General features: G+C 62.1%; 21 protein-coding genes and 2 pseudogenes. 15 read left to right on the top strand and 8 right to left on the bottom strand.

From position 1 onward, the window contains the following. The first annotated feature begins 310 nt into the window (after nucleotides 1–310). Both FVF58_RS21170 and FVF58_RS21165 read left to right on the top strand, forming a co-directional pair. Complete coding sequence (locus FVF58_RS21170; RefSeq protein ID WP_149671798.1) at nucleotides 311–3,595, top strand: adenylate/guanylate cyclase domain-containing protein; 3,285 nt, start codon at nucleotides 311–313, stop codon at nucleotides 3,593–3,595. 199 nt (nucleotides 3,596–3,794) lie between these two features. Beyond that, the gene (locus FVF58_RS21165) at nucleotides 3,795–4,487 is read left to right on the top strand and encodes an NnrU family protein (protein WP_149671797.1); all 693 of its coding nucleotides are present in this window, start codon (nucleotides 3,795–3,797) and stop codon (nucleotides 4,485–4,487) included. Nucleotides 4,488–4,854: 367 nt separating this feature from the next. Here the strand turns inward: FVF58_RS21165 and FVF58_RS21160 are convergent, their stop codons facing one another. After that, a complete protein-coding gene (locus FVF58_RS21160; RefSeq protein WP_149671796.1) occupies nucleotides 4,855–5,703 on the bottom strand; it encodes a LysR substrate-binding domain-containing protein in 849 nt (282 codons plus the stop codon). A gap of 103 nt (nucleotides 5,704–5,806) precedes the next feature. On the opposite strand from FVF58_RS21160, the gene FVF58_RS21155 reads away from it, so the two are divergent. Next, on the top strand, nucleotides 5,807–6,454 hold the full coding sequence (locus FVF58_RS21155; RefSeq protein ID WP_149671795.1) for a LysE family translocator: 648 nt from the start codon (nucleotides 5,807–5,809) through the stop codon (nucleotides 6,452–6,454). Between the two features lie 139 nt (nucleotides 6,455–6,593). Here FVF58_RS21155 and FVF58_RS21150 read toward each other — a convergent pair whose 3' ends face one another. Next, nucleotides 6,594–7,511 carry an AraC family transcriptional regulator gene (locus FVF58_RS21150; protein WP_149671794.1) on the bottom strand — a complete coding sequence of 306 codons (918 nt, stop codon included), beginning with the start codon at nucleotides 7,509–7,511 and terminating at the stop codon, nucleotides 6,594–6,596. Nucleotides 7,512–7,740: 229 nt separating this feature from the next. On the opposite strand from FVF58_RS21150, the gene FVF58_RS21145 reads away from it, so the two are divergent. Next, nucleotides 7,741–8,076: a cupin domain-containing protein gene (locus tag FVF58_RS21145; RefSeq protein WP_149671793.1), complete on the top strand. Its 336-nt coding sequence runs from the start codon at nucleotides 7,741–7,743 to the stop codon at nucleotides 8,074–8,076. 165 nt (nucleotides 8,077–8,241) lie between these two features. On the opposite strand, the gene FVF58_RS21140 is transcribed toward FVF58_RS21145, so the two are convergent. After that, the gene (locus FVF58_RS21140) at nucleotides 8,242–9,483 is read right to left on the bottom strand and encodes an NADH:flavin oxidoreductase/NADH oxidase family protein (protein WP_149671792.1); all 1,242 of its coding nucleotides are present in this window, start codon (nucleotides 9,481–9,483) and stop codon (nucleotides 8,242–8,244) included. Nucleotides 9,484–9,631: 148 nt separating this feature from the next. Between FVF58_RS21140 and FVF58_RS21135 the strand changes: the two genes are divergently transcribed. The 4 genes from FVF58_RS21135 (at nucleotide 9,632) to FVF58_RS21125 (ending at nucleotide 12,590) form a co-directional block, all read left to right on the top strand. Further along, entirely contained in the window at nucleotides 9,632–10,297 is a 666-nt protein-coding gene (locus tag FVF58_RS21135) for a TetR/AcrR family transcriptional regulator (protein WP_188130886.1), read from the top strand. Nucleotides 10,298–10,435: 138 nt separating this feature from the next. Continuing rightward, nucleotides 10,436–11,575, top strand: coding sequence for a patatin-like phospholipase family protein (locus FVF58_RS21130; protein WP_149671790.1), 1,140 nt, complete (start codon nucleotides 10,436–10,438; stop codon nucleotides 11,573–11,575). Continuing rightward, the gene (locus FVF58_RS51550) at nucleotides 11,572–11,736 is read left to right on the top strand and encodes a hypothetical protein (protein ID WP_188130885.1); all 165 of its coding nucleotides are present in this window, start codon (nucleotides 11,572–11,574) and stop codon (nucleotides 11,734–11,736) included. Before FVF58_RS21130 ends, FVF58_RS51550 begins: the two co-directional genes overlap by 4 nt. Nucleotides 11,737–11,777: 41 nt before the next feature. Continuing rightward, complete coding sequence (locus FVF58_RS21125) at nucleotides 11,778–12,590, top strand: GNAT family N-acetyltransferase (protein ID WP_149671833.1); 813 nt, start codon at nucleotides 11,778–11,780, stop codon at nucleotides 12,588–12,590. A 114-nt stretch (nucleotides 12,591–12,704) separates the two neighbouring features. Here FVF58_RS21125 and FVF58_RS21120 read toward each other — a convergent pair. Beyond that, nucleotides 12,705–13,075, bottom strand: a pseudogene (locus tag FVF58_RS21120) (EmrA/EmrK family multidrug efflux transporter periplasmic adaptor subunit); the annotation flags it as partial. Nucleotides 13,076–13,287: 212 nt separating this feature from the next. Between FVF58_RS21120 and FVF58_RS55200 the strand changes: the two are divergent. Together FVF58_RS55200 and FVF58_RS21110 are read left to right on the top strand one after the other, a co-directional pair. Continuing rightward, nucleotides 13,288–13,578, top strand: a complete 291-nt coding sequence (locus tag FVF58_RS55200; RefSeq protein WP_149671789.1) for a CppA family protein — start codon at nucleotides 13,288–13,290, stop codon at nucleotides 13,576–13,578. A 407-nt stretch (nucleotides 13,579–13,985) separates the two neighbouring features. Continuing rightward, nucleotides 13,986–15,542: a methyl-accepting chemotaxis protein gene (locus tag FVF58_RS21110; protein WP_149671788.1), complete on the top strand. Its 1,557-nt coding sequence runs from the start codon at nucleotides 13,986–13,988 to the stop codon at nucleotides 15,540–15,542. Nucleotides 15,543–15,812: 270 nt separating this feature from the next. Here FVF58_RS21110 and FVF58_RS21105 read toward each other — a convergent pair whose 3' ends face one another. After that, on the bottom strand, nucleotides 15,813–16,214 hold the full coding sequence (locus FVF58_RS21105) for a GFA family protein (protein ID WP_149671787.1): 402 nt from the start codon (nucleotides 16,212–16,214) through the stop codon (nucleotides 15,813–15,815). A gap of 517 nt (nucleotides 16,215–16,731) precedes the next feature. On the opposite strand from FVF58_RS21105, the gene FVF58_RS21100 reads away from it, so the two are divergent. Further along, nucleotides 16,732–18,297, top strand: coding sequence for a methyl-accepting chemotaxis protein (locus FVF58_RS21100; RefSeq protein WP_149671786.1), 1,566 nt, complete (start codon nucleotides 16,732–16,734; stop codon nucleotides 18,295–18,297). 143 nt (nucleotides 18,298–18,440) lie between these two features. Here the strand turns inward: FVF58_RS21100 and FVF58_RS21095 are convergent, their stop codons facing one another. Beyond that, nucleotides 18,441–19,349 (bottom strand): AraC family transcriptional regulator, encoded by a 909-nt coding sequence (locus FVF58_RS21095; RefSeq protein WP_188130889.1) that lies wholly within the window; start codon nucleotides 19,347–19,349, stop codon nucleotides 18,441–18,443. A gap of 301 nt (nucleotides 19,350–19,650) precedes the next feature. Between FVF58_RS21095 and FVF58_RS21090 the strand changes: the two genes are divergently transcribed. The 3 genes from FVF58_RS21090 to FVF58_RS21080 are packed head-to-tail and all read left to right on the top strand — an operon-like array spanning nucleotide 19,651 to nucleotide 22,103. Then, entirely contained in the window at nucleotides 19,651–20,391 is a 741-nt protein-coding gene (locus FVF58_RS21090) for an SDR family oxidoreductase (protein WP_149671784.1), read from the top strand. Between the two features lie 28 nt (nucleotides 20,392–20,419). Further along, a complete protein-coding gene (locus FVF58_RS21085; protein WP_149671783.1) occupies nucleotides 20,420–21,181 on the top strand; it encodes an SDR family NAD(P)-dependent oxidoreductase in 762 nt (253 codons plus the stop codon). Between the two features lie 58 nt (nucleotides 21,182–21,239). Further along, complete coding sequence (locus FVF58_RS21080) at nucleotides 21,240–22,103, top strand: SDR family oxidoreductase (RefSeq protein WP_149671832.1); 864 nt, start codon at nucleotides 21,240–21,242, stop codon at nucleotides 22,101–22,103. A gap of 437 nt (nucleotides 22,104–22,540) precedes the next feature. On the opposite strand, the gene FVF58_RS52875 is transcribed toward FVF58_RS21080, so the two are convergent. Next, nucleotides 22,541–23,680, bottom strand: coding sequence for a glycosyltransferase family 9 protein (locus tag FVF58_RS52875; protein ID WP_246217147.1), 1,140 nt, complete (start codon nucleotides 23,678–23,680; stop codon nucleotides 22,541–22,543). Between the two features lie 255 nt (nucleotides 23,681–23,935). Next, nucleotides 23,936–24,415, bottom strand: a pseudogene (locus FVF58_RS52870) (O-antigen ligase family protein); the annotation flags it as partial. Nucleotides 24,416–24,715: 300 nt separating this feature from the next. Here FVF58_RS52870 and FVF58_RS51545 point away from each other — a divergent pair. Beyond that, a complete protein-coding gene (locus FVF58_RS51545; RefSeq protein ID WP_188130883.1) occupies nucleotides 24,716–24,928 on the top strand; it encodes a hypothetical protein in 213 nt (70 codons plus the stop codon). Nucleotides 24,929–25,100: the final 172 nt, after the last annotated feature.

Genomic DNA, 25,100 nt, shown 5'->3' with positions numbered 1-25,100 from the left:
GCGACAGACATTGCTTGCCTCTTCGCCCGAGACCGTGCCCGATTCGTTGTCCAGTATCCATCGCGGCCTCGACCAGTGTCAAACGCACTGCCGCACGTCACACATCTCCTTCAGGCTGAACGTACACTGTATTTTTGTCAGGAGTGCCTTGGACACGGCATACCTTGCAACGCTCATCGTCCGGCTAAGGGCGGTGCATCGATTAATTAGTATGACAGGTGGATGCAACGCGGCCCGGCGGACATTCAATCCGGCAGACCGCCTTGCGACGCAATGGGCACGTTCGAACACATCGGGTTAGGCGGCGGCGATGGATATCGGTCAGTGGCTGCATGCATTGGGACTTGAACAATATGCACCGGCATTTGCCGCGAATGACATCGATCTCGCCCTGCTGGAGCAGCTCGACGACGCGGACCTCAAGGAGCTTGGCGTCCTCTCGCTCGGCCACCGCAAGCGCCTGTTGGCGGCGATTGCCGACCAGCGCGCCGCCACGCTGTGCACACCACCGCCCGCTGTGGGTGCGCCTGTGAGCGAGCGCCGGCAAGTCACGATTCTGTTCGCCGATCTGTGCGGTTTTACCGCGCTGTCGCAAACGCTCGATCCTGAAGAGTTGCGCGAGTTGACCGGTCGCTATACAGCGCTCGTCGACCGAATCGTCCTCGGCTACGGCGGGACGATCGACAAGCACATCGGCGATGCCGTGATGGCCATCTTCGGCGCGCCGCTCGCGCACGACACCGATCCGCTGCGCGCGGCGCGCGCGGCATTGGAGATTCATGAGGCACTTAACGAACTGGGCGGGCAAGCGTCGCCTGCGCTGAGGGCGCATGTGGGCATCGCCAGTGGAGAGGTGGTCGCGGGTCCGCTCGAGCGCGCGGATGTTCAGGACTACACGGTGCTCGGCGACTCCGTGAACCTCGCCGCGCGGCTGGTCGCCGCCGCCGGCCCGGGTGAGACGCTGCTCTCGGAGGGAGTCCATCGCGCGCTCGGTGACTCTGTTATGAGCGAAGCCGTCGGCGAGATGCGCTTCAAGGGAATTGACTTGCCGGTGCACGTGTGGCGTCTACGCGGTCTCGCGCTCGAACCCGTTAGCGCCAGCCGCAGCGTTTTTGTCGGCCGCCGGGCCGAGTTCGAGCAGTTCAAGGGCCTGGCCCACGCGTGCCTCGAACAGCGGGCCGGTCACGTCGTCTATGTGCGCGGTGAGGCTGGCATCGGCAAGACACGGCTCGTCGAAGAGATGCGCCGGTTCGTCGAAACGCTGGGCTTCGCGAGTCATCGCGGGCTCGTGCTGGATTTTGGCATGGGCAAAGGCCAAGCCCCGATCCGCACGATTGTCGGCAGCCTGTTGGGCCTGTCGTCTGCGGCCGGCTCGGATGAACGGCGCGCCGCCGCGGAACGGGTGGTCGCATCCGAGGCTGTCAGCCGTGATCAGCTCATGTTTCTTCATGACATCCTCGACCTCACGCAAACCGGGGAGTGGCGCACGCTTTACGACGCGATGGACAATACCGCACGCACGCGCGGCAAGCGCGCGGTTGCAGCGGCGATCGCGGAGGATGTCTGCCGCCACAAGCCCACCATGATTGTCGTGGAAGACCTTCATTGGGCCGACCCACAGGTGCTCGGCTACCTGGCCGCCTTCGCCGTGGCCATCGCGAACGGTCCGGGCCTGCTTGTGATGACTTCGCGGGTGGACGGCGATCCGCTCGACGCGGGATGGCGAGCAAGTTGCCACGGCACTTCTTTCGCCACAATCGATCTGGGTCCGCTGCGCAGCGAGGAGGCGCTGAAGCTTGCCGGCACGTTTATCGATGCGAGCCAGCGCGTCGCGCTCGCGTGCATCGAACGAGCCGGCGGCAACCCGCTGTTCCTCGAGCAGCTCCTGCATAACGCCGAGGAAGGCAGCGTCGAGGCGGTCCCCGCAACGATCCAGAGCCTCGTGCTGGCTCGCATGGACAGGCTGTCATCGCGAGACCGCGAGGCTTTCCAGGCTGCCGCGGTGATTGGACAGCGCTTTGGGCTCGCCTTGCTGCGGCGTCTGATCGATGCGCCAGACTACGTTTGTCATGGGCTCGTCGCCAACGCGCTTGTGTTACCCGAGGGCGAAGACTTCCTTTTTGCCCACGCGCTCATCCAGGAGAGCACCTACTCGACGTTGCTGCGCTCGCGCCGGCGCGAGTTGCATCGCCGGGCAGCCGACTGGTTTGCCGCGGCCGACCCCGTACTGCGCGCCCAGCATCTCGATCGCGCCGAGGACGAACGGGCACCGCAGGCCTACCTCGACGCGGCAATCGCACAACGCGCGACCTACTTGACCGAAGCGGCATTCCGGCTAGTCGAGCGAGGTCTGCAAATCGCGCAAAGGGATACGGATCGCCACGCCCTGACCTGTTTCAAGGGCGAACTCCAGCGAGATCTCGGCGACATCGCAGCGTCGATCGCGACGTACCGGGCGGCCGTGGCCGCCGCTCCCGACGACGGGGATCTCTGTCAGGCCCAGCTTGGGCTCGCCGAGGGTCTGCGCGTGAGCGAAGGTCTCGACGAAGCCCTCTCACTGCTCGACGCAGCCCAGCAAGTGGCGCAACGGCTGAACAAGGTGGCTGAACTCGCGCGCCTGCATCATCTTCGCGGCAACATCCTCTTTCCGCTCGGCAGAATCGAAGATTGCCGCATCGAGCACGAGCATGGCCTCGCCTATGCACAGCGCCTCGGCTTGCCGGAAGCGGAGGCGCGGGCGCTCGGCGGCCTCGCGGATGCTGCCTACGCGCAAGGACGTATGCGCACCGCTTTCGAGCACTTTAGCCGGTGCGTCGCATTGAGTCGCGAACATGGCTTCGGCCGCGTCGAGGTTGCCAATCGTTCGATGGCAGGCTTCAGCCGGATCTACCTCAACGAGGCATTCGCGGCACGCGAAGACGCAAGCGCCGCCGCACACGCCGCCGCGCTGGTCGGCCAGCCGCGCGCGCAAATGCTGTGCGAAACGCTGGGTGTTTTTGCATGCTATGAAATGGGCGACATGAATGGCGCGCTCGTCCATCTCGAGCGCGAGTTGCAGATCATCCGTCAACTGGGAGCACGTCGCTTCGAAGCGCAGAACATGGAAATGCGAGCGCGCGTGCTGCTCGATAGCGGGCATCGGCGAGAGGCCGCGCAGTTGCTACGTGAAGCACTCGCGATTTGCCGCGAAGTGGGAACTCAATTCTCCGCACCCAAGGCCGTGGGCGCACTGAGCCGCGCAGTCGAGGACGATGGCGAGCGCATGCGTCTGCTTGCCGAAGGCGCCGGGATGTTGCGGCGCGGCGCGGTTGGCCACAACCATTTGTGGTTCTACCGCGACGCCATTGAAGCGATGCTGACCGCCGGCGAGCCGTCAGGCGCATTGTGCTATGTCAGCGCCCTCGAAGACTACACGCGCGTCGAGCCGTTGCCGTGGGCGGAGTTGTTCGCGGCTCGCGGCCGTGGTCTCGCTCATGCGAAGCAAGACCCGACTAACGAAGACACACGACGCGAACTCGAACGTGTACGCGCAGCCCTCGTGGAAGCGGGCTTCAACAGTTATCTGCCTGCGATGGACGCTGTACTCCTCGTGTAGCGCGGGCGTTGCCCGAAGCATGAAATCAACCCGAGCGGGTTCCGACTTTGCGCGAACGGATGCGCGCGGCGGCCAGCGCCGACACCCAGTAAATCGAAATGTCGCGAAGGTCAACTCGGTCTTTGCAGCACACGAAGTAGTATTCTCCACTGCACACGGCACACGGTCAGCCGACGATATGACTTGAGGAGCCCGGCCAATGGGAAGCATCGATGCAGTTGTGGCGGCGGCAGTCGCCTTCGTGGGGAGCCACTTTCTCCTGTCCCATCCGCTGCGCGGGGGTTTGGTCCGCGCAATGGGTGAAAGGGGGTTCCAGGGTGTCTATTCGCTGGTTGCGATCCTGACATTCGGCTGGCTGATCCTGGCTTACCGAAAGGCGCCAATCTCCGCGCCACTATGGCCGGTCGGAGACGGGCTCTGGGCGGTTGCGACTGTGCTCATGCTGATCGCGTCGATCCTCCTGATGGGCTCCCTGATCCGCAATCCGGCGCTGGCCACTGGCGGCCGTCCCGGCTCGTTCCCTGAAACGGCGCGCGGCGTGTACGCGGTGACGCGCCACCCGATGATGTGGTCGTTCGCGCTTTGGGGACTGTGCCATATCGCCGTGTTCCCGGTAACCAGGAACATCGTACTTGCAGCCGCCATGGTCGTGCTCGCGCTGGTCGGCGCCGCATTGCAGGATCGGAAGAAGCAGCGGCTGCAGCCCGATCTGTGGCCTGAGTGGGAGTCGAAGACAAGCTACCTGCCATTCGCGGCGATCGCCGCCGGCCGTGCGCGGCTGGGCGGGTTCGGCTTGCACGCGCTTTTGGGGGGCCTTGTCGTTTGGCTCGCAGGGACTTGGGCGCATATTCCACTTGCCGGTTGGCCGGCGGGCATTTGGCGCTGGCTGTAGATGCTGCCGGGAATGTCACGTCGTGGCATAACGGGAGCGATACCGGGCCGCGACGGCATTCACAAGCGCCGCTTCTAAAGTGACGTTGTGCCGCTAGATCCAATGCGCTGCAAGGTGCCGTCAGAATGCGGCCGAGACAGTCGCTTCAGCGGCCCGTCGCCTAAGCCGCACTTCGTGCTACTGCACGGAGGCTGAACTGGACTCCTCTTTGCTCGTTGAGATGAAGTCGCTACTCCCGCCATGAGTGATCGCTCGGACCTGTTCCCTCAAACATCGAAGGTCCCAGATCGATCCCAACGCAAGGCGGCACTGAATTGAAGGCAATAGCCGCTTACGAGCGGCGATATTCGGCCATCCAGCGACCGGCTCAGTTCCTCAATTCAGCCAGAATCTGTTCAGCGAGAAAATCACAGGGCGGTCGCCCGGAGCGCCCACTGCGGGCAAGGACGACTTCGAGGTCATTCAGTGGCGGCAACCCTTCGTTCTGCGAGAGCTGAACGAGGTGTCCCGGTATGCTGCATCTTGCAAGAGGCGCTATCGCGAGCCCTGCTTCGACCATGCTGATAAGGCCCAACAAGCTCGGGCTCTCGTAGGACATACGATACTTAATATTTTCCCTTTGGAGCGCGCTGATGGCATTGGCGCGTGCAGTACTTCCCTGCGCGAAAACGGCGATTGAAAGCGGGCGCTCTTTCCACACTTTTCTTGCGGGCGACCCGGCCCAAACCATCGGCTCGAACCGGATGAATTCGCCCGCGATGCCCCTTGTTTTCGTGATACAGGCCAGGTCGAGCGTGTTGTCTCTAAGCAGTGGAGCGAGCGCACTGCTTGGCAGACCGATCACCCGAATTTCTACGCGCGGATGAGCAACCGCGAACTTTGCCAGAACCTGCGGCAGCAACGACGAAGCGTAGTCGTCAGGAACGCCGATGGTGACGCGGCCCTTCATCTCCGGGCGAACCACCGACGCCCATGCTTCATCACGCATCGCAAGCATGCGACGGCCGTAGTCCAGAAGCGTCTTTCCCTCCGTCGTAATCGCTACGTTGCGGGTGCTTCGCTCGAAGAGCGGCTTTCCCAGTGCTTCTTCAAGCGCCTTGATCTGCATGCTCACCGCCGACGGCGACCGATGCACGGACTCCGCCCCTCGAACAAACGATCCCGTATCGGCGATCGCCACCACCATTTCGAGCACGTCCAGATCAAGCTTTTTCATTTTAGTCAGAAAATCTGAATAATAGATTCAGTTTAATGCGTTTTACTAAAGCATGCATCGAACCGATACTACGACCGATGACCATTTGATGGAGCCCGCGAAAATGCGCGCTGCGGTATCGATTTATGGATTTCTGGTGGTCGGCGGATTGCTTGCGGTGACACTGGGCCCGAACATGATCTACGTGATGTCGCGCTCGATTGCGCAAGGACGAACGGCCGGGCTCATTTCGCTTGCGGGCGTGATGCTCGGATACCTCTTCTATATGTTTGGGGCAGCGTTCGGCATCACGGCGTTCTTCCTGAGCGTGCCCTATGCAGGCGGCGTTTTGGGCGCAGGGGGCGCTGTGTATCTGTTCTATCTGGCGTGGCAGGCCGTGAAGCCTGGAGGCCGTTCTCCGCTGGAGGTTCGCGATCTGCCTCGCGAAAAGCCCCGCCGGCTCTTCGCGATGGGCGCAACGACCAGCCTGTTGAATCCCAAGCTCGCAATGATCTTTCTGTCACTCCTGCCGCAATTCATCGACTATCAGCAAGGCAGCGTTCTCAGGCAATCGCTCGTACTCGGTTCGTCGTTGATTGTCGCGTTCGCGTCGGTCAATGGCCTCGTGGCGATCTGCTCCGGCAGCATGGCAACGTTCCTAGCCTGCCGTCCGAGACTCTTGCTGGCTCAACGCTGGACTATGGGAATCGTTCTGGTTACCCTCGGCGCACATATGGCCGTCGATGCATTGAAGTTGGGAGGTATCGCCTAATCGGTGCTCGCTGACATGATTTGCCGCGAGCACGCGTGGTCGGACATGATCGGTATAGAGGTACATCTCACACCATACCGGGAGCGGCGACTCGGCCGCCGAAGATAAGTGACTGAAACTTGACACGCTCGGCCGGTCACTACCCTTGCGCGGGAACATATTGGACGTTGCGTCTGTATTGGCTGGGTGTCACGCCTTGCTGACGAACAAAGAAACGCGTGAAGTTTCCCGGCGAGTCAAACCCCAGATTGAGCGCGATATCCTGAAGCGCCATGGTTTGCTGCGAAACATTTTCGATCGACAGATCCATCTTCAGCATGCTGCTGAAAGTCGCCGGCGTCATGCCTGTCTGCTTGCGGAATAGATGGAAGAAATGCGGACGCGATAGCCCAACCCTTTGTGCAAGATCGTCGAAGTCGGGCGTGATACCCCTCACCTCTTTCATTGCGTCGATCGCACGACGAATCCTGATGTCGTACGCGATACCACCAACGAGTCCGGCTGCTGAAAGTGTGTTCCCGCGGGACGATGGACCGACCAGTTCACCGGTCAAGTCGGCGATCAGTCCGTGGACCGCTTGAAGCGACCGGCCTTCGCGGTCGGTCAGAATATCGAGCAGGTCAGAATGAAGGCGGCTGAGCTTGCCCTGCAACAACACGGACGAGTTCGGAAAGAAGCGGGGATGAATACTGTACGCGAAACGCCGGTCGACATCTCTCAACCAGTCCGGCTCCAGATAAAGTGCGAGCAGCACCGTGGGCTGCGATTGCGGGCGATGCTCATAGAAATGCGGCTCCCACGCATTCACCAGCAGCACGTTCTTGTCTGACAAAACATACTCACGGTTGCGGACCCCGAACCCTATGTCAGGACCGCCCTCTTTAAAGATGACGTGGGAAACCCGATGCGCATGGAGGACCATGCTTTTGTCCAGCAGCAGCAGCGCCACTCGTCCGAACGGCCCGTGAATGATTCGTAAAGGTTCCGACATGGTGATTGCCTCCTGCCGTCCCGATGAATTCAAAAGCGTTCCCACTGTCTCGGCCGCTTCGCGCAAAAAAGATCACCATACGGAATGACAAATCGGCCTCGTCGCCGACAAGTTTCCATATGGCCGGGACCACGACAAGTGGGACATTCGCCTACTCTGCATACAGGCTCTCTCGCACCGCAGCTATCGAATGATGGCCAGCGGCCGTCAAACACGTTTCGAAGTCAGAACGTGAATGGCGTTTGCTGCAATGCAGGATGCCCCTCACTAAATTTGCACACTCAAGGAGACGATCATGGCTGGCGTCGGCAGTGAAAAAGTGTTTGAGAATGACAAGGTCATCGTATGGAACTTCGTTCTCGCACCAGGCGAGGAAACACCCGTACACACCCACACGCATTCCTACATGTGGTACGCGATCGAAGGTGCACCCTTGCATATATTCGACGAAAACGGCGGGGATCTCGGCATCTTCGACGTGCCGACAGGCGCGATTTACTCACTCAAATGCGAGAATGGGTATCTGGAAGTGCTGTCCGAGATCGGCAAGGGTGCCAAGGTTCCCGCGACGCACAAAGCACGCAACGAGGGTAGCAAGCCATACCGCGAAGTGCTGGTCGAATACAAATAGCAGCGCGCGTGACTGAGTTTGTCTGAGCAGCATCCCCGAACGCCCCGTGTTGCAAGACGGCGTTCGGGCGAGGCTGCCACTCAGCAGAAAAACGCGATGTCGGTTTCACGCACCGCTCAATCGCGTCGCGAAACGAAAAACCGGTACTCCAGATCGGACAATGGCTTAAGCCCGATGCTGCAGCAATGCGGCCATGTTGCGCGTCTCGAGCTCCGTGAAGTGCGCCACGGCATCGGCACCCTCCAGCGACAAATCCGGGTCGAGCCCGTCTGCCAGACGCTCGAGTTGCATGTTGTTCCACGGCAGGAGGTGAAACGGATGGAGCGCAGCTTCAGGGCTGGGCGCGCGATCAACTTCACCGGAGAGAATGCGCTTCGGAACTTCAGGATCGGCAATGATCGGACGGCCGAGCCCGATGACATCCAGTTCACCGCGTTCAAGCGATTCGATCATGGCTGCCGTCGTGCGAAATCCACCGACCACCATCACCGGCATCGTCGCCGCTGCACGAACCGCTGCCGCGAAGTCCACAAAGAATGCTTCGCGCCTGACAGTACTTTCGCGTGGCACATCTTCTCCCTCGTCCTTGAGCGTGAGGCCGGCCATCTTCGGTTGCTCGAGCGATCCGCCCGATAGCTCGAGCAGATCGAGCGACGAATCGTTGAGCTTCTTGACGAGTTCGATGCACTCGGCGTTGGTGAATCCGCCCTTCTGGAAATCAGATGAATTGAGCTTCAGCGCAACCGGAAAGTCGGGACCAACGGCGCGGCGAACCGCAACCAGGACCTCCAGCACGAAACGGAAGCGATTTTCAAGCGAACCACCCCAGCGGTCTGTGCGCTTGTTGGCAAGCGGGCTAAGGAACTGCGAAATCAGATAGCCGTGCGCCCCGTGCAGTGACACACCGGTGAAACCGGCCTCGCGCACTTTCCCAGCCGCAAAGGCGAATTGCCCGATAGCCTGCTGGATCTGCTCCTCGGTCATCTCACGCGGCGTGGCAAACGAGAACCCGGCGCCCCGCATGACGTCGATATCCACTGAAGAAGGCGCAAGTGGCGAGCTATTGATCGCGTCTTGCACCTGGCGCCCGGTATGACCGAGCTGGGCCCAGAAATGGGCGCCTTCCGACGTTCCAGCCGCGGCGAGTCGCGCGAGTTGCTCCTGCCCGCTGTCGTCGTCGATGACGATATTGCCCGGGCGCTCGAGATGCCACCGGTCGACCTGGATGTTGCCGGAGAGAAGCAGTCCAGCGCCCGAGCGCGCCCAGCGCCGGTACAACGCTTCAAGGCGCGGTGTCGAATGATTGTTGGCATCGGCCATGCCTTCGCTCATGGCTGCCTTGGCGAGGCGGTTTGCGAGAATGGCGCCGCCGGGTAACCGCAGCGGTTGTGCAAGGGGATTGCTCATCTGGATGTCCATCAAAAAAGTTCACATGGGAACCGAGCCCTTCCCAACGATAATATCGACCCGGCACACACGCGACAGTGATCGCTGTCGTTTGTTGTATAGTGATCGCTGTCGTATCATTCGTCAAGCGGATAAAAGAGGGACACATATGGTCAAGACCTGGTCGGATGACAATCCGAAAGCGGCGCTGATGTCGCGCAAGCGAACCCTGATCGTCGACGCCGCGCTGCGGGCCTTCCTTGAAAACGGCTATGCCGAAAGCTCGGTCAACCGCATCGCCGCGGACGCCGGTGTGTCCATCAAGACGCTATACCGTCACTTCGAGAGCAAAGACGATCTGTTCAGCGCAGTGATGCAGGCGGCCTGCTCGCCGTCCGGCACTCAGCCGGCTGGCGCGTCGGAACCCGCCGAACCCGGCGAGCCAGCCTGGCTTCGCGAACCTCCGGCCGTCGCATTGCCAATTGCGGGCGGGGAATATCTACGGCACGCTCTTTCGGACGAACAGTTGGCCCTTTATCGCGTCGTGACGCGGGACGCGCCTCGCTTCCCCGAACTGGCGCGCCGCTATCGCGAGGAGGTGACGGGTACGCGCGACGCACTGTTCACAAGCTACCTTGACCGATGGCTGCCAGTCACGGGCTGGGAAGTCAGAGACAAGGACCACGCCGCGGCAACCTTCGCAGCACTCCTGAAAGCCACGCTTTTCGACGATGCGTTGCTCGGCTTGAAAAGCCCCAGCGAAGAAGAGATCGTCGAATGTGCGGGTGATGCAGCCGTCCAGATGCTCGCGCTCATGGAAGCCGGTCGGCTTTAGCGTCGGTGTATCGTTGCTGTGCCACATAGGTGCGATTTTGCTGCGCCGCAGTCGCGGCCCGCAATCCAGCTTTCCCGTTGCGCCGAACATCCCGTGGCAAAATCACCAGCACTGCAGCGTTAGTCCAGGAGGGCGATCATGGGCGACAACACGCACGGCGAGCGCGACGGCGCGCCGGATATTCCCGGCCAGATCGTCCTGGTTTTTCAGGGAGGCGGTGCGCTCGGCGCTTACCAGGCGGGTGTGTATCAGGCACTCCATGACGGCAAGGTCGAACCTCACTGGGTGATCGGCACGTCGATCGGCGCGGTCAATGGCGCGATCATCGCAGGCAACAAGCCGGAAAACCGAATCGCGCGATTGACCCAGTTCTGGAACGGTGTGGCATGTCATGGCGTCGAGGCGGCAAGCTGGCTGCCGGGACTCGCGAACTGGCTGCGCGACTTCGCCACTGTCACACGGGGCGTGCCGTCGTTCTTTACCCCGCGTTTAGAGTTCTGGGCCGGCATTCAGACGCATGTTCGTGCCGACCGGGCGTCGTTCTATTCGACGGGACCACTGCGTGAAACCCTGTCGTCGCTGGTCGATTTTGAATACCTGAACGAGAAAGCAACGCGGCTGACCGTCGGTACAGTCAATGTCCAAAGCGGACGTATGCGGTATTTCACCAATCGCGACGCGCCGATGGACGTCGAGCACGTGATGGCATCCGCCGCTTTCCCGCCCGGCTTTCCTTCGGTGCGACTGGAAGGCGAATCGTACTGGGACGGCGGCGTCTATTCGAATACACCGCTCGAAGCTGTGCTCGACGACCGGCCGCGACGCGACTCGGTGATTTTCTCGGTGCAGTTGTGGCCTTCGAGCGGTCCAGAACCCGAATCCATCTTGCAGGTGATGAGCCGGCAACGCGACATTCAGTATTCGAGTCGCGCCGAAAGCCATCTTGATCGACAGAAGCAGATTCACCGACTTCGCCATGTGATTCGTGAACTCGGCAAGCACTTCCCTGAAGAGAAACGCGGTGCTCCGGAGGTTCAGGAACTCCTCGCCTGGGGATGTGGCACGACGATGCAGGTCCTGGAACTCGACGCGCCGGCATTCGATAACGACGACCTGAACAGGGATATCGATTTTTCGTCGAGTGGCATCAAACGCCGCTGGCTTGCAGGTTACGAAGATACGGCGCGCTTGTTGCAACGGGCACCCTGGCGCGAAACACTGGATCCTATGGAGGGTATCTCGGTGTTTCGCATGGCCTCCGGAGAAGGCCGCCGATGACCGTTGTGATCGCCGCCACCTCTGCCTTCCACCTGAAGGCCGTACGTCAGGTTCATAATGCCAACCTGCGTACCGGCTGCGCGATGCACGCTCGATGGCCGTGGAAGCGCCATTGGTGCAGACCTGACGCGCGGCAGAAGCCGGTCATGGAGGCGTCGTGAACAGAATCGCGGATGGGGAACGGGAATACATCGTTCGCCCCATGAAGGCTGAAGAGGTCGCACTGGCGATCGAGTGGGCGGCACAGGAAGGCTGGAATCCCGGTTGCCACGATGCGGCCTGCTTCCAGGCCGCAGACCCGCGTGGATTTTTCGTTGGGGAATTGCACGGCGAGCCGATCGGCTCGATCTCCGCTGTCGCCTATGACGAGCATTTCGGCTTTATCGGCCTGTACATCGTCAGACCGGATTTTCGAGGCAAAGGACTCGGGCTTCGAATCTGGCGACACGCAATGGCCTACCTGGGCGAGCGCAACATCGGCCTTGACGGAGTCGTCGCGCAGCAGGCGAATTATAGAAAGTCCGAATTTCGGCTTGCACATCGCAACATCCGCTTTCGCGGCGTCGCACGCGGTGCAGGAAGCGCAGCAACCTGCAATCTCGCTGACGTGCCATTCAATCAATTGGCCGAGTATGACCGGCAATTGTTCCCTGCACCCCGCTCAAATTTTCTGACTGCATGGATTGCCCAGCCTGATGTTGTCGCGCTCGCCGCCATGCGCGAAGGCCGGATTCGTGGCTACGGTGTGCTGCGCAAATGCCGCCAGGGCCGCAAGATCGGCCCGCTCTTTGCCGACGACGAACGCACTGGCGAGGAACTGTTCAACGCACTGCTTTCCTGCTGTCCGGATGAGACGGTCTCGATCGATGTGCCGGAGAGCAACGCCGTGGCCATCGCCATGGCTGAACGACACGGTATGGTGAGCACCTTCGAAACGGCAAGGATGTATACGAAAGAGCCTCCGGCGATTCCGATTGCGCGGGTGTTCGGGATTACCTCATTCGAACTCGGATGAGACGTGGCGATGCCCGGGATAGTACAGACAGAGCCCGGGGATGAACGGGCACCGATCTTCCGGCACAGTAACTTCCTGCCCGTGCTTGCGGAGCTCCCAACGGTTGGCACGTCGTCAGCCCGCGTTGCGCGCCTGGCTGCGAGTCGCCACATTCTTTACCGGCGATTTCGCGGCGCCCGCATGCGACGCCACCTCATTCTCGCCGATGATCTTCGCGATCTCCGCATCCGCCTGCGCCCCGTACTGCGCAAAGTGTCGGTGTGATAGGCCGTCGTGCCAGCCGCGCCGAGCTGTGTGCCGGAATCGTTGTGGCTATCGGCATCGACCTGCTTCGACAGGCCGATCCGCAACGGGTGGGCCGCAAGCTCACGCTGGTCGAGCTGGATGCGCACCGGCAGGCGCTGGACGATCTTGATCCAGTTGCCCGTGGCGTTCTGCGCAGGCAACACGGCGAAGGCGCTGCCCGTGCCGGCTGAGAGGGGTTCGCGATCTTCACTCTTCGTTGCCCGAGAGCCTGATCATGCCCGCTCGCCGAAACGAGGCGCCAGAGCCTTGAGCACCGCCGCCCGGCCGCGTCGTCCCACACTGCGGCACATTCCTACCGATGCCGGTAACAGGTTCGCAACGTTAGCTTGAAAATCGCCTCTTGACTGTATATATATACAGTATGTTTGCATATACAGTTCTGGAGGATGTCATGGAGCATCTGGTTCGTGTGCAAAATGAGCGGGACCGTCGCACGCTTGCGTGGTTGCGCGAGCATGTTGGCGATGCAGCCATCATGGCCGCGGCGCGGCGGTGCGGCCCGTCGAAACCGTACCTCTCGATGGTATGCCGGACACTCGGGGTGACCGCACCACGTTTCAGCGCGCAGTGTCGGCACACGCCAAGCGCGACGGGCGAACAGTCGCTGGCGGCAATCAGGCAGATCCTGGCTTCGCGGGCCCGCCGTGGGACGTCCGTGCTTGCAGGCATGCAACGCGGATAAAACTCCGCTGGCCGCTGATGGAACGACTGCCGGAGGTGAGTGACCCGTGCTAACGGCACGTCGAGCGCAACGGAGCGCGTGCGGGACTGGCGGATGACCGTCCGCTCTGGCGCGGCAAATCGCCTTTGGCGAGACAGTCGATCCGGCGCTGCGTTCGACGCGGCCTCGGCGACGAAGCGCATCCGCCCGGTATAGGCCGTTTGCTGCACAGATACGCGTCACTTCGATGACGCCCGGCATTGGCCTCGCGACGATCGCTGTCGCTGGTTGGAACCGCGTTTTCGACGACGCGAAATGGCCTGCGACGCTGATCGAGATCGGGCATACGCTGGATTCCCCTGCGAGCGTCAAGGAGTCGGGACCGTCTGCCGATAACCAGTCTTGACCTATACAGAGAACAGACCGGCATGCGCCTGAATATGACGATCAAATTTCGCCTGCTGGCGACGCTGACGCTGCTTGGCGCATTGCTGGCGGTGACGGGCTTCTTTGGCATCGCCGGTATGCGGGTGTCGAACGGCACGGTCAAGCAGGCGTATATGAACGACGTCGCAGCCGCCACTGCGCTCGGCCGGTCCAACCTGAACCTCACGGTCGTTCGCACAACCCTCGATCGCGTGCTCCTCCATCCGGAGTCGCCGGATACGCCCGCGCTGCTCGAAAAGGCGCTCAACTACCTCGCAGTATCCAACTCGGCCTGGGCAGCATACCAGGCGCTGCCAGCTTCGGACGAGGAAGCAGCACTGTCGAAAGCAGTCGCGGACGCCCGCAGCGCGCTATTGAGCAACGCAATCCAGCCGATGGTCGATGCCATGCGCAAGGGCGACCACGCCACCGCCGACAGGCTGGCGATGGCAGGTGTCCCGCCGCTCGCCGCCGCGTTGACGCAAAAGACGGCTACGCTCGACAAGTTTCGCAACGAGCAAGGCGCGACGCGTTACCAGTCGGCGCAGGACCGCTACAACACCTTGCTGGCTTTCACGCTGCTGGCGATCGCGCTCGGTCTGATCGCCTGCGTCACGAGCGGCTTCACCTTGTTGCGTGCGATCTCGCGCCCGCTCGATCTGACAGTGCGTCACTTCGAACGGATTGCCAAGGGCGACATGAGCGGCAAGTTGCAGTTCGATTCCCCCGATGAAATGGGCAAGCTCGTTGCCAGCGTCGGCACCATGCAGGACGGCATCGCCGCGATGATCGAGCAGATTGCGCGCGGCACGGATTCGATCGCGGCAGCGACGCATCAGATTTCGGCGGGCAACAACGACCTGTCGCAGCGCACGGAATCGCAGGCTGCGTCAGTGGAAGAGACGGCCGCCAGCATGGAACAACTGACTGGCGCGGTCACGCAGAACGCGGAGCACGCGCGGCAGGGTCAGGCGCTCGCCCAATTGACCAACGACATGGCCGCCGCGGGCGCCGATGTGGTTGATCAGGTGATCGCAACGATGGGCGAGATCGACGGCAGCGCCCGCAAGATGAGCGAAATCATCACCGTCATCGAAGGGATCGCGTTTCAGACCAACATCCTCGCGCTGAACGCTGCCGTGGAAGCCGCGCGTGCAGGTGAGCAGGGACGCGGCTTCGCGGTTGTCGCGGGCGAAGTGCGCACGCTTGCGCAGCGCTCGGCGGTGGCGGCGAAGGAAATCAAGGAACTGATCGGCAACTCGACCGCGCGCGTAGCGGATGGCTCGCGGCTCGTCGGCAAGGCGGGCGAGACGATCGGCGAGGTGCGTACCGCCGTGCGCCGCGTGACGGCGATCATGAACGAAATTGCGACGGCTTCCGCCGAACAAAGCAACGGTATCGAAGAAGTGAATCGCGCGGTGTCGCAGTTTGACGAAATGTCCCAGCAGAACGCAGCGCTGGTCGAGCAGGCGGCGGCCGCCGCGGCGTCACTTAAAGAGCAGACGGAGTTGCTGAGGATCGCCGCAGGGCGATTCCAATTGCATCGAACCTCGGTGTAACGCAGGGCATGACGGCGACCGCGTGATCGGTCCACTCGCTGGTCTGAATCGCAGCAATCCTGCTGCAATCAATCAGTCGAGCATTGAGCGCAACTGTCTCATGTTCGTCTGTCATTGCCCGGCCGAGGCTATTCCCCGACCGGCTGAAACCGGCCCGCTTGCTGCCTTCGACTGCAGCCCTCGAAACGGATCAGCGCGCCGCCGGGCTCGCGCCGAGGATGTTCGTTAGAGTCTTCACAGTGCTTCTTGAACCATGCTGCTGCGCAGTCGTTACCCGAATTCGTGGTGTTGTGGTAACTGGTCGTTTATGGAATACCACGGTGCCTTGGAACCGACAAAAATGTGTGCACTCGGACGAATAGCGGGCGTGTCGTCGAGCGTTCCCAAAGTGACGTGCACGAACTCCCCATCACGAACCACTGAAAACATCAGGCTTCCGCATATCTTGCAGTGCACGTCGTGCGATGCCCTTTCGTCGCCGAAAATCAGTAGGCTGTCCTTACCCTGAGTGATGCAAAACTTGTCACGCTCGATCCCCGCGAATGACTTGAACGCCGAGCCAGTCGCACGCCGACAGTTTGAACAGTGACAGTGCTGTGCATAGAGGAATTCGTCTCTCACTGTGTAATGGACAGCACCGCAAAGGCATCTGCCGGCAAGCAACGGTTTCATAGCTGTTCTCTCCGAAAGAAGGAACGGTCACAAGCTGTTTGGGGATTGACAGCCGTCATTATTGACGAGCTGAAAGTCGATGTCGAACGGCCGGAACTGGGCGTCAAGATACAGACGGTCAAGACAGTTGGGGCCGGCTCCATGGTCTTTGAGCCAGGTGCTCAGCTGCTCCCCAACATGGTCGGTTCACAGCTGGCCGCCTGTTCAAGCCCGCGCAACCGGGGTTCCGCCGCCAGATCGCACGGCAGCCCAGCACGGGCCCCGTGGTCAACATCGCTCGAATCACCTCTCGTTGAGTGCCGGGTTGGCTGGCCGCATAGCCAACAGCCTACTGCATCGGGCTGGGCTATAGATGGGCCGAGGGTTTCACAGGATAAGACTTCGCTCGCATCCGCCGATAACTCGGGCAGGAAGCGCCTGGACGCGGGACAGTCCACCGGCGCCGCCCGCGCGCTCACTCAAGTGCGGCTCCGCACGGCATCTGCGCGATTTTCATTCGTTGCGACGAGGACTCAGGATGCACAAACTCAGTTTTACTCAGAAGCTGTGGCTGCCGCTCATCATCAGCCTCGTCGCCTTGCTCGCGATCTCAGTGTCGGCGGCGTGGCAGTCGCGCGAGACGCGCATCGAGGAACGCAAGCACGACCTCTCGAACGTCGCGCACGTCGGACTCAGCATCGTGACGGAGTATGCGGCGCTGGCGCAAAGCGGCGCGCTGCCGCAGGCGGATGCCCGCAAGCAGGCGCTCGAGCGTCTGCGCGGCATCCGCTACGGCGAAGATGGCTACCTCCTCGTGATCAACTCGAAGCCGCAGATGGTGATGCATCCGATCAAGCCGGCACTCGAAGGCAAGGACCTCGCGGGCAGCGCCGATGCTGACGGCCGTCACCATTACGTGACGTTCGCGACGGCCGCCCAGGCGCCGGACGGCGGCTTCGTCGACTACGTCTTCCCGCATCCGGGCGCTGCGCCGGCGCAGGCGGTCGGCAAGATCGGCTACGTGGTGCGCTATGCGCCGTGGGACTGGATCATCGCGACCGGCGCCTACGTCGACGACATCGACGCTGCGTTCATGGCGTCGCTGTGGCTGATCGGCGCGATGTTCGCGGCGGTGTCGCTGGTGCTCGTGGCGCTCGTCGCGGTGACGAATCGCAGCATCGCGCGCACGGTCGGCGGCGATCCTGCCTACGCGGCGAACGTGGCGGATGCGATTGCATCGGGCGACCTGACGGTGGCGATCCGCACGCGTGATGGCGACACGTCGAGCCTGCTGCATGTGATGCAGCGGATGCGCGACGCGCTGACCAACACCATCTGCCAGATCAAGCACGCGTCCGACAACGTCGCGTGCGGCGCGAACGAGATCGCGAACGGCAATGCGGACCTGTCGTCGCGCACCGAGGGTCAGGCGGCTTCGTTGCAGGAAACCGCGTCGAGCATGGAGCAGATGACGGCGAGGGTGCGCCAGACTGCGGACAATGCGCGAACCGCGAGCGAGCTTGCCGCTGGCGCAGCGACTATCGCGAACCGCGGCGGCGAGATGATCACGCAAGCCGTCGCGGCGATGAAGGGCATCTCGAGCGAATCGGGCCGCATGGTCGAGATCATCGCGACGATCGAGGGAATCGCGTTCCAGACCAACATCCTCGCGCTGAATGCGGCGGTCGAAGCGGCCCGCGCGGGCGAACAGGGCCGCGGCTTCGCGGTTGTCGCGGGCGAGGTGCGCAGCCTCGCGCAGCGCAGCGCGACCGCGGCCAAGGAAATCCACGAGCTGATCAGTCACGCGGTGAACAACGTTGGCAGTGGCGCAATGCTGGTCGAACGTACCGGCTCGACGATCGGCGAAGCGCGCGACGCGATCATGCGCGTGACCGGCGTCGTACAGGAGATTGCGGCGGCGGCGGCCGAGCAGAGCGCCGGCATCGATCAGGTGAATCTCGCGGTCACGCAGATGGACAGCATGACGCAACAGAACGCGGCACTCGTTGAGCAGGCGGCGGCCGCGGCGCAGTCGCTGAAGGAGCAGGCAGTGAGCCTGCAACGCGCGGCGGCGGCCTTCCTGGTGAACGACGCCGAACGCTAGCGGCGGCGCACCGTTCGCGCCACCCGGGGCACCCCGCCGCGCCGCGGTTGCGTAAGGGCCTACGCCGCGATTTCGCGGCGGGCTTCGTGTTCCATGGCATGTGCGTGCGTTTCTTTGGACGGTCGCTGACGCAAAGCCGACTGTCAATGAGAGGCAACAAAAACATCGATCTTCGCTGCCGGTGAAAGCGCGAACGAAGCTCGCATTTCCCGAGCCTCATCGACGGGCGAGCGTCCAAAAAACCGCTTGAATTCACGGCTGAACTGCGACGGGCTCTCATAGCCGACCTGCGCCGACGCCGACGCGGCCGTCAGGCCGTCGCGGATCATCATCAGGCGCGCCTGGTGAAGACGCGTCGACTTGATGTACTGGATCGGAGATGTGAGCGTGACGGCTTTGAAGTTGGCGTGGAATGCTGGCACGCTCATTCCAGCCTCATTCGCGAGACGGCTGACATCCAGCGGCTGCGCAAAGTCGGTGTGAATCCGCCGCAGCGCCTTTGCCACCCTGCCGAAGCGCCCTTGATGGGCGAGTGCCGCTCTCATTGCAGCGCCTCGATCCCCGATCAATACCCGATAGCAGATTTCGCGCACGATCGCCGGCCCAAGCACCTGGGCATCGAGCGGTGAACTCAACGCTCGAAGCAGGCGCAACGCGGCATCGGCCAGATCGCCCTCCAATGGCGTGGATACGATCCCGAGCGGCGTGCCTTGCTGACGGCAGTCCGCCTGATCGATCGCCAGAATCAGATCGGTCAGATCGGTCAGATCGAGCCTCAACGACACCGCCAGCATCGGCTCGGACTCGCTTGCCTCGGTTTCCGTCGAGAACGGCAGCGGCACGGACAAGACCAGATAATGCTGCGCATCGTAGACGTACACCTCTTCGCCCAGAAAGCCCAGCTTGCGCCCCTGGCACACGATCACGATGCTGGGCTCATACAGCACGGGTGTGCGCCCCAGCGGCTGGTTCGAGCGCATGAACCGCACGCCCTCCAGCGCGGACTGGGTGTACCCCTCATTCGGCGCCAAACGCTGAAGCAGGCTCGCCATCCTTGTGGAAACCGGGCTGTCGGCAACTGTCACGAGACCCCCCTCGTTCGCCAGATCAAGTGGAGCAATTCTACTGGACGCGATCGACGGACTGCAGCCCACTTCAATAGGAATAGGCAATACCGTCATCGTCCCGTGTATTCGCGCGCAGGCGTGCGGCTCATAAGATGGGTCATCGGTTGCAAGGTACAGCCGAAGCGACCGAGAGACACCGCCGCGATTTGCTATCCCTTCATGCGCAGGCACGGCGGCCTCTCCCCCCAGACAAACCCGCACGGATTATCGGAACGGAGAACGCAATATGACAACGCAAACCAGGCAACCCAAGGTCGTCCTGATCACCGGGGCAAGCAGCGGTATCGGCGAAGCGACGGTCCGGCTGCTCGCAGCCCAAGGGCACCAGCTCGTGATCGGTGCCCGGCGCACCGAACGATTAGCGGCGCTGGCCGAAGAGATCCAGGCAAGCGGCGGCTCGGTTCGTTACCGGGCACTAGACGTCACTTCCGCCACCGACGTCAACGCTTTCGCCCAGTTCGCACTGGATGCGTTCGGCCACATCGACGTGATCGTCAACAACGCCGGTGTGATGCCATTGTCGCCTTTGAGCGCGCTAAAAGTGGACGAATGGAATCGCATGATCGATGTGAACGTCCGCGGCGTGCTGCACGGCATTGCTGCAGTCCTGCCGATCATGGAGCGCCAAGGGTTCGGCCAGGTCATCAATATGTCCTCGATCGGCGGCCTGTCCGTCTCGCCGACGGCCGCCGTGTACTGCGCCACCAAGTTCGCCGTGCGCGCCATCTCGGACGGCCTGCGGCAGGAGAGCGACAAGATTCGTGTGACCGTGATCTGCCCGGGCGTCGTGGAGTCGGAGTTGGCCGAGTCGATCTCTGACGAAACCGCGCGGGCAGCAATGCGCGACTTCCGCCGTGTCGCGCTTGGGTCCGATGCGATTGCACGCTCGGTCGCCTATGCGATCGATCAGCCGGCAGACGTCGATGTCAGCGAGATCGTCGTGCGCCCGACGGCGAGCCCTTTCTAACCTTCTCATCCCTCAGGAGAAATTCACCATGACTTCACATGCATCCGCAGACCAGCCGTTCGCCGGCAAGGTCGCCATCGTCACCGGCGCGGCTAGCGGCATCGGACTCGCCACTACCGAGCTATTGCAGGCGCAAGGCGCCACTGTAATCGCCGTCGATCGTGGCGCCAACGTTGAAGCGTTGGCCCACCCTGGGATCGTCCCGCTCATCGCCGACGTCACGCAGGAAGCGAGCGCGGTGCGCGCCGTCTCCACCGCGACGCAACGCTTCGGCAGACTCGACATTCTGGTCAACAACGCCGCGATCATCATCAACAAGCCGGTCGTCGAGATGACGCTCGATGACTGGAACGGCATTCAGGCGGTCAATTCCACCGGTGCGTTCCTGTTCTCGCGAGAGGCAATGCGCGCGATGATGCCGGCGAAGGGCGGCGCCATCGTCAACGTTGGTTCATACGCGTGCTATCAGGCGTTTCCGCTGATCGCCGCCTACGCCGCATCGAAAGGCGCGCTTGCCCAGCTGACGCGCGCCATGTCACTCGAGGCGATCGATCACGGAATTCGCGTCAATGCGGTAGGGTCCGGCGATGCGGTGACGAACATCACGAACCACCTCCACGAGGATGGCCCGGCCTTCCTCGCCGAGCACGGCAAGAACGCGCCGATCAAACGTGCGGCTCATCCGCGGGAAATTGCTGAAGTGATTGCCTTTCTGGCGTCGGAAAAAGCTAGCTATATCGTCGGCGCAGTGGTGATGGCCGATGGTGGCATGAGCGTGGCGCTGAAGTAACGCCTCGACCGCATTCTTTCGAAGAACTCGCTCTCAATTGAATTCGCACTACTCATTTATCAAGGATCACTGCCATGAGCAAGATTGCAAAACCTGGTTCGTCAGCGGTGCATCGAAAGGCGTCGGCCAACGACTCGTGCGGCAACTCCTCGCACGCGGTGAACGCGTCGCCGCTACCTCGCGAACCGTGGCATCGCTGACGGACGCAATCGGCCCCGCCTCCGCGCAGTTTCTGCCGCTGCAGGTGGATCTGACCAACGACCAGAGCGTGCGGTCCGCCATCGCGCAAACGATCGAGACCTTCGGCAATGTCGATGTGATCGTCAACAACGCCGGCTTCGCGCAACAAGGCACCGTCGAAGCCCTCTCGGACGAGGAGCTTCGGCAGAACTTCGACGTCAATCTGTTCGCGCCACTGACGGTACTGCGACACGCGCTGCCGCATCTGCGCAAACAACGCAGCGGGCATCTGATCAACATCGCGTCGATCGTCGGTTATCAGGGCGGATACGCCGGCTGGGGCAGCTATGTGGCGAGCAAGTTTGCACTCGCCGGCCTGACCGAGTCGCTCGCGGCCGAGGTGGCCGAGTTCGGCATCAAGGCGACGGTGGTGTACCCCGGTCCGGTGCGCACGGCGTTTTTGTCGAGCGGCGCGCTGGCGGTAGCCAAACGGCAGATCGACGACTACACCGAAGCCAAGGCATCGCTCGATCTGCATCTCGGCACGCTGCACGGCAATCAGGCTGGCGATCCGGACAAGTTGGCCATGTTGATCATGCAAGCCGTGGACGTAGCTGACCCACCGTTGCACCTGTTCGCCGGCAAGATCGCCAACGAACTGGCGGCGCAAAAGGCCGCGGCAGTCCAACGCGACCTCGATGCATGGAAAGGCTCATCCGAAGCGACGGACTTCGCTGAGTAAGGCGACGCCAGGCAGCGCCCAGCGAGGGGCGCGCCTGGCAGGCGAGATCAAATGTACATTCTTCGGAGGATCACCGCGCCCCACGCCGGATCATGGCGACCGCTAGCGACGGGCGAGACGCTCAAGGCCCTGCACGGAACGGTTGCTGATGGATGACGTCCTTGATCGCCCGTCCGGCGGCAAGTTGCCGCCAACCGCTATTGCTACGCTACGCCGGAGGATCGCTTTAACCGCTCAAGCAGCCACCGGCCCGCAGGGCCTACGCGCGGCCGACCCTGCATGGCGCGGTGCTGGTAGAACCTATTGAGCCGGAAAGCCAACAGCTGGTATGAAGATTATGTTTGTGTCGGTGACGTGCAAGCGAGGGCTGCTGAACGGGCGACGTTCCTTGCGCAATTTCTGGCCTGCCGACCTCCGACCTACACACGGCGCCTCAATCAGTTAATGTTGACAATCTGAATCTGTAGCGGTGCCGGCAAACCAAGCAGTTGCGCAGCGACAGCAATCACGCGACTTGCCCGCAGGCCGGTCAGGCAATCGCTAGTGCTTTCCCTATGCCGGTCGCACCCTTCCTGCCGGCACGGAACGCACTCTTTCTCCCCTTGCAACAGGTATACGTTGCCGCGCAGGTTTGAGCCGTGTCGAGCCCATGGTTCTTCACCCACCGGCCAGTTGTATGGCCACGGCCCCCAGCGAACCGGGTCCGATGGGCCGAACAGCGCGATCGTCAACGTGCCGCATGCGGCGGCAATATGCGTGACACCCGTATCGGGACCGATGAAGAGCTTCGCATACCGGATCATTTCCGCCGTTTCGCCGAGCGTCAGCTCACCGACAAGATTCAAAACCGGCTCGCCAGCCGCCGCGACAACCTGTCCGGCATACTCGCGCTCGGTTTGCGCCGGTCCTCCGCTCAGCACGACGGCAAAGCCTTGCGCGCGCAGCCAGCGGATCGTTTCCGCCCAGCCATCGACGGTCCATTGCTTATACCTGAACAGGGAGCACAGGTGCAGCACGACCATTGGCCGGTCCGGCATCGCGCCAGGCGCCCCCTTGAAGCGCGCCTCGAACCGGGCTCTGCGCACGGGATCGGGACCGATGCCCGGCGCGACGACCGTTCCTCGCGGTGTCACGCCCACCAGCGGCGCCAGTTGGAGCGCACTCGACACCATGTGTGCCTGCAGGTGCCTGTCGAGCGCGATACGATGCAGGATGACGCGAGCGAACCACTTCACACGATCGGCATTGACCAAGCCGATTCGCTTGCGGCCGGCAAGCCACGTATAAATCAGTGCGCGATCAGAGTCGATGGCTGCGCAGGCTAGATCGTAACGCTGCCAGATCCGTGCCGCGCTGACAATTCGCGCACGCAGCGGGGCGCGCGGAGCGTCAATGATGACACGGCGCAGATCCGGGTTGTGCTCGAGTACCCCCTCGGTGCCTCCCAATACGAGCATGTCGATGCTGGCCTCGGGCCATTGCGTCTTCATCGACCGGACAAGCGGCGTCACCAGCAACACATCGCCTATTCGACGCGGACAGACCACAAGAACCTTTCGCGGAGGCCGCTCCGCCATCAGCGCACGCGAGTTGTCCACCTCGCCGATTTCCCGCTTTCGCGCCTCGATCCACGCAAGCAGTGTTGCGACAGTCAGCGCAAAGAAAGCTGCGCTCATCACGAGCGTCAACGCGTCGATCGTCAACCCGAAGATGATCGTGCCGCCAACCACGGCGAGTCCCTGATACGACGCGGTAGCGATTTCGTCGTCCGCGCTGCGCCTGTTCCGCCAGAACGCTGTGAAGGTCCCGACGTACAGAAGCAGCAGTGCAGCCAAGCCGGCAGTGCCCATTTGGGAAAGCGTGGAAAAGAACTCGCTATGGGCGCCCGCATTGACGATCGCTCGCGGCGCCTCGCCACGTTCGGCAAGCTCGTTGAGCGCCTCTTCCAGACGGCCGCGCCCCACGCCAAACGCCGGATTGCGCAGGTACAGGAGCGCTGATGCGCGCCACAGTTCAAGGCGCAGGCCAAGCGAAGTATCGATGTTGCCTTGCTGCATCTTCCTGGCGTCGGACACGACCGCGTCGACCCGCTGCACGACGATGCTGGTGGATGCAAGTGCCACGAAAATCGCCACAATCGCACAGCACAATGCGATGCGCGCCCGCCTGTTGTTCAGCCAGTGCAAGCCGCCGACGGCTGTCCATATGAATAGCGGTAGCGCTATCCAGCCGCCGCGCGAGCCTGACAGATACGACGCATATCCACCGAGCAGAAACGCCGCGATCCTGATCGCCGTCCCAGCTACGTGCATGCGCCCGGCTCGCGTAGTCGACACAATCGACAGGCAACCAAGCAGCAATGCCGTGTCGCCGAAAGGGATCGGGTTGGTAAATGAATTGCCGAGGCGATCGGCAAGCATCCAGATGGCCGGATGAAAGCTCGCGTAAATGGCCCATATACCCGTGCCTAGCGCGCCCGCCACAAATCCCCATTGCACTAGGCGGAGTTGCTGCGACGCCAGCGACCCCAGATAGAAAAAAATCGGGACGGCGAGAGCCAGCCGCAGGAATGGGTCGAGCGATGGCAAGGTGCTGCTTCGAAAAACCAAAATTTGAAACAGTATGACGGCCGGCATGCCGATCAGACCCAGGACGAAGAGCCGGCGCTCGCGAAACAGCGCCGCCGCGCGACGCCGATTCCCAGCTTTGCCAAGGTAAGCCAAAGCGAGCGCAAAAATAACGAAAAAGCAGTAACCAGTGCCCCCTCTTATCGACAGCATGACCGCCGGCGACAACACGACAGCCAGGGTGGCGACACCGTCTGATAGTTGTTTGATGCGCATTAAGTCGAATCCTGAGTCCGGCGCGAAGCGGCTACCCGCGCCAATTAGGCCATGCTGCGGGATACCGGCCCACATCCGCCGGTCATCACGGCACCAACCAATGCTTTACTCTGTATGGACCGCACACGTGGCAGCAGACCTCTCTCAGGCAGGC

Origin of the sequence: Paraburkholderia panacisoli (genome assembly GCF_008369935.1) — a bacterium.
GTDB classification, from domain to species: domain Bacteria; phylum Pseudomonadota; class Gammaproteobacteria; order Burkholderiales; family Burkholderiaceae; genus Paraburkholderia; species Paraburkholderia panacisoli.
This window is presented reverse-complemented; position numbering and strand designations above follow the sequence as displayed.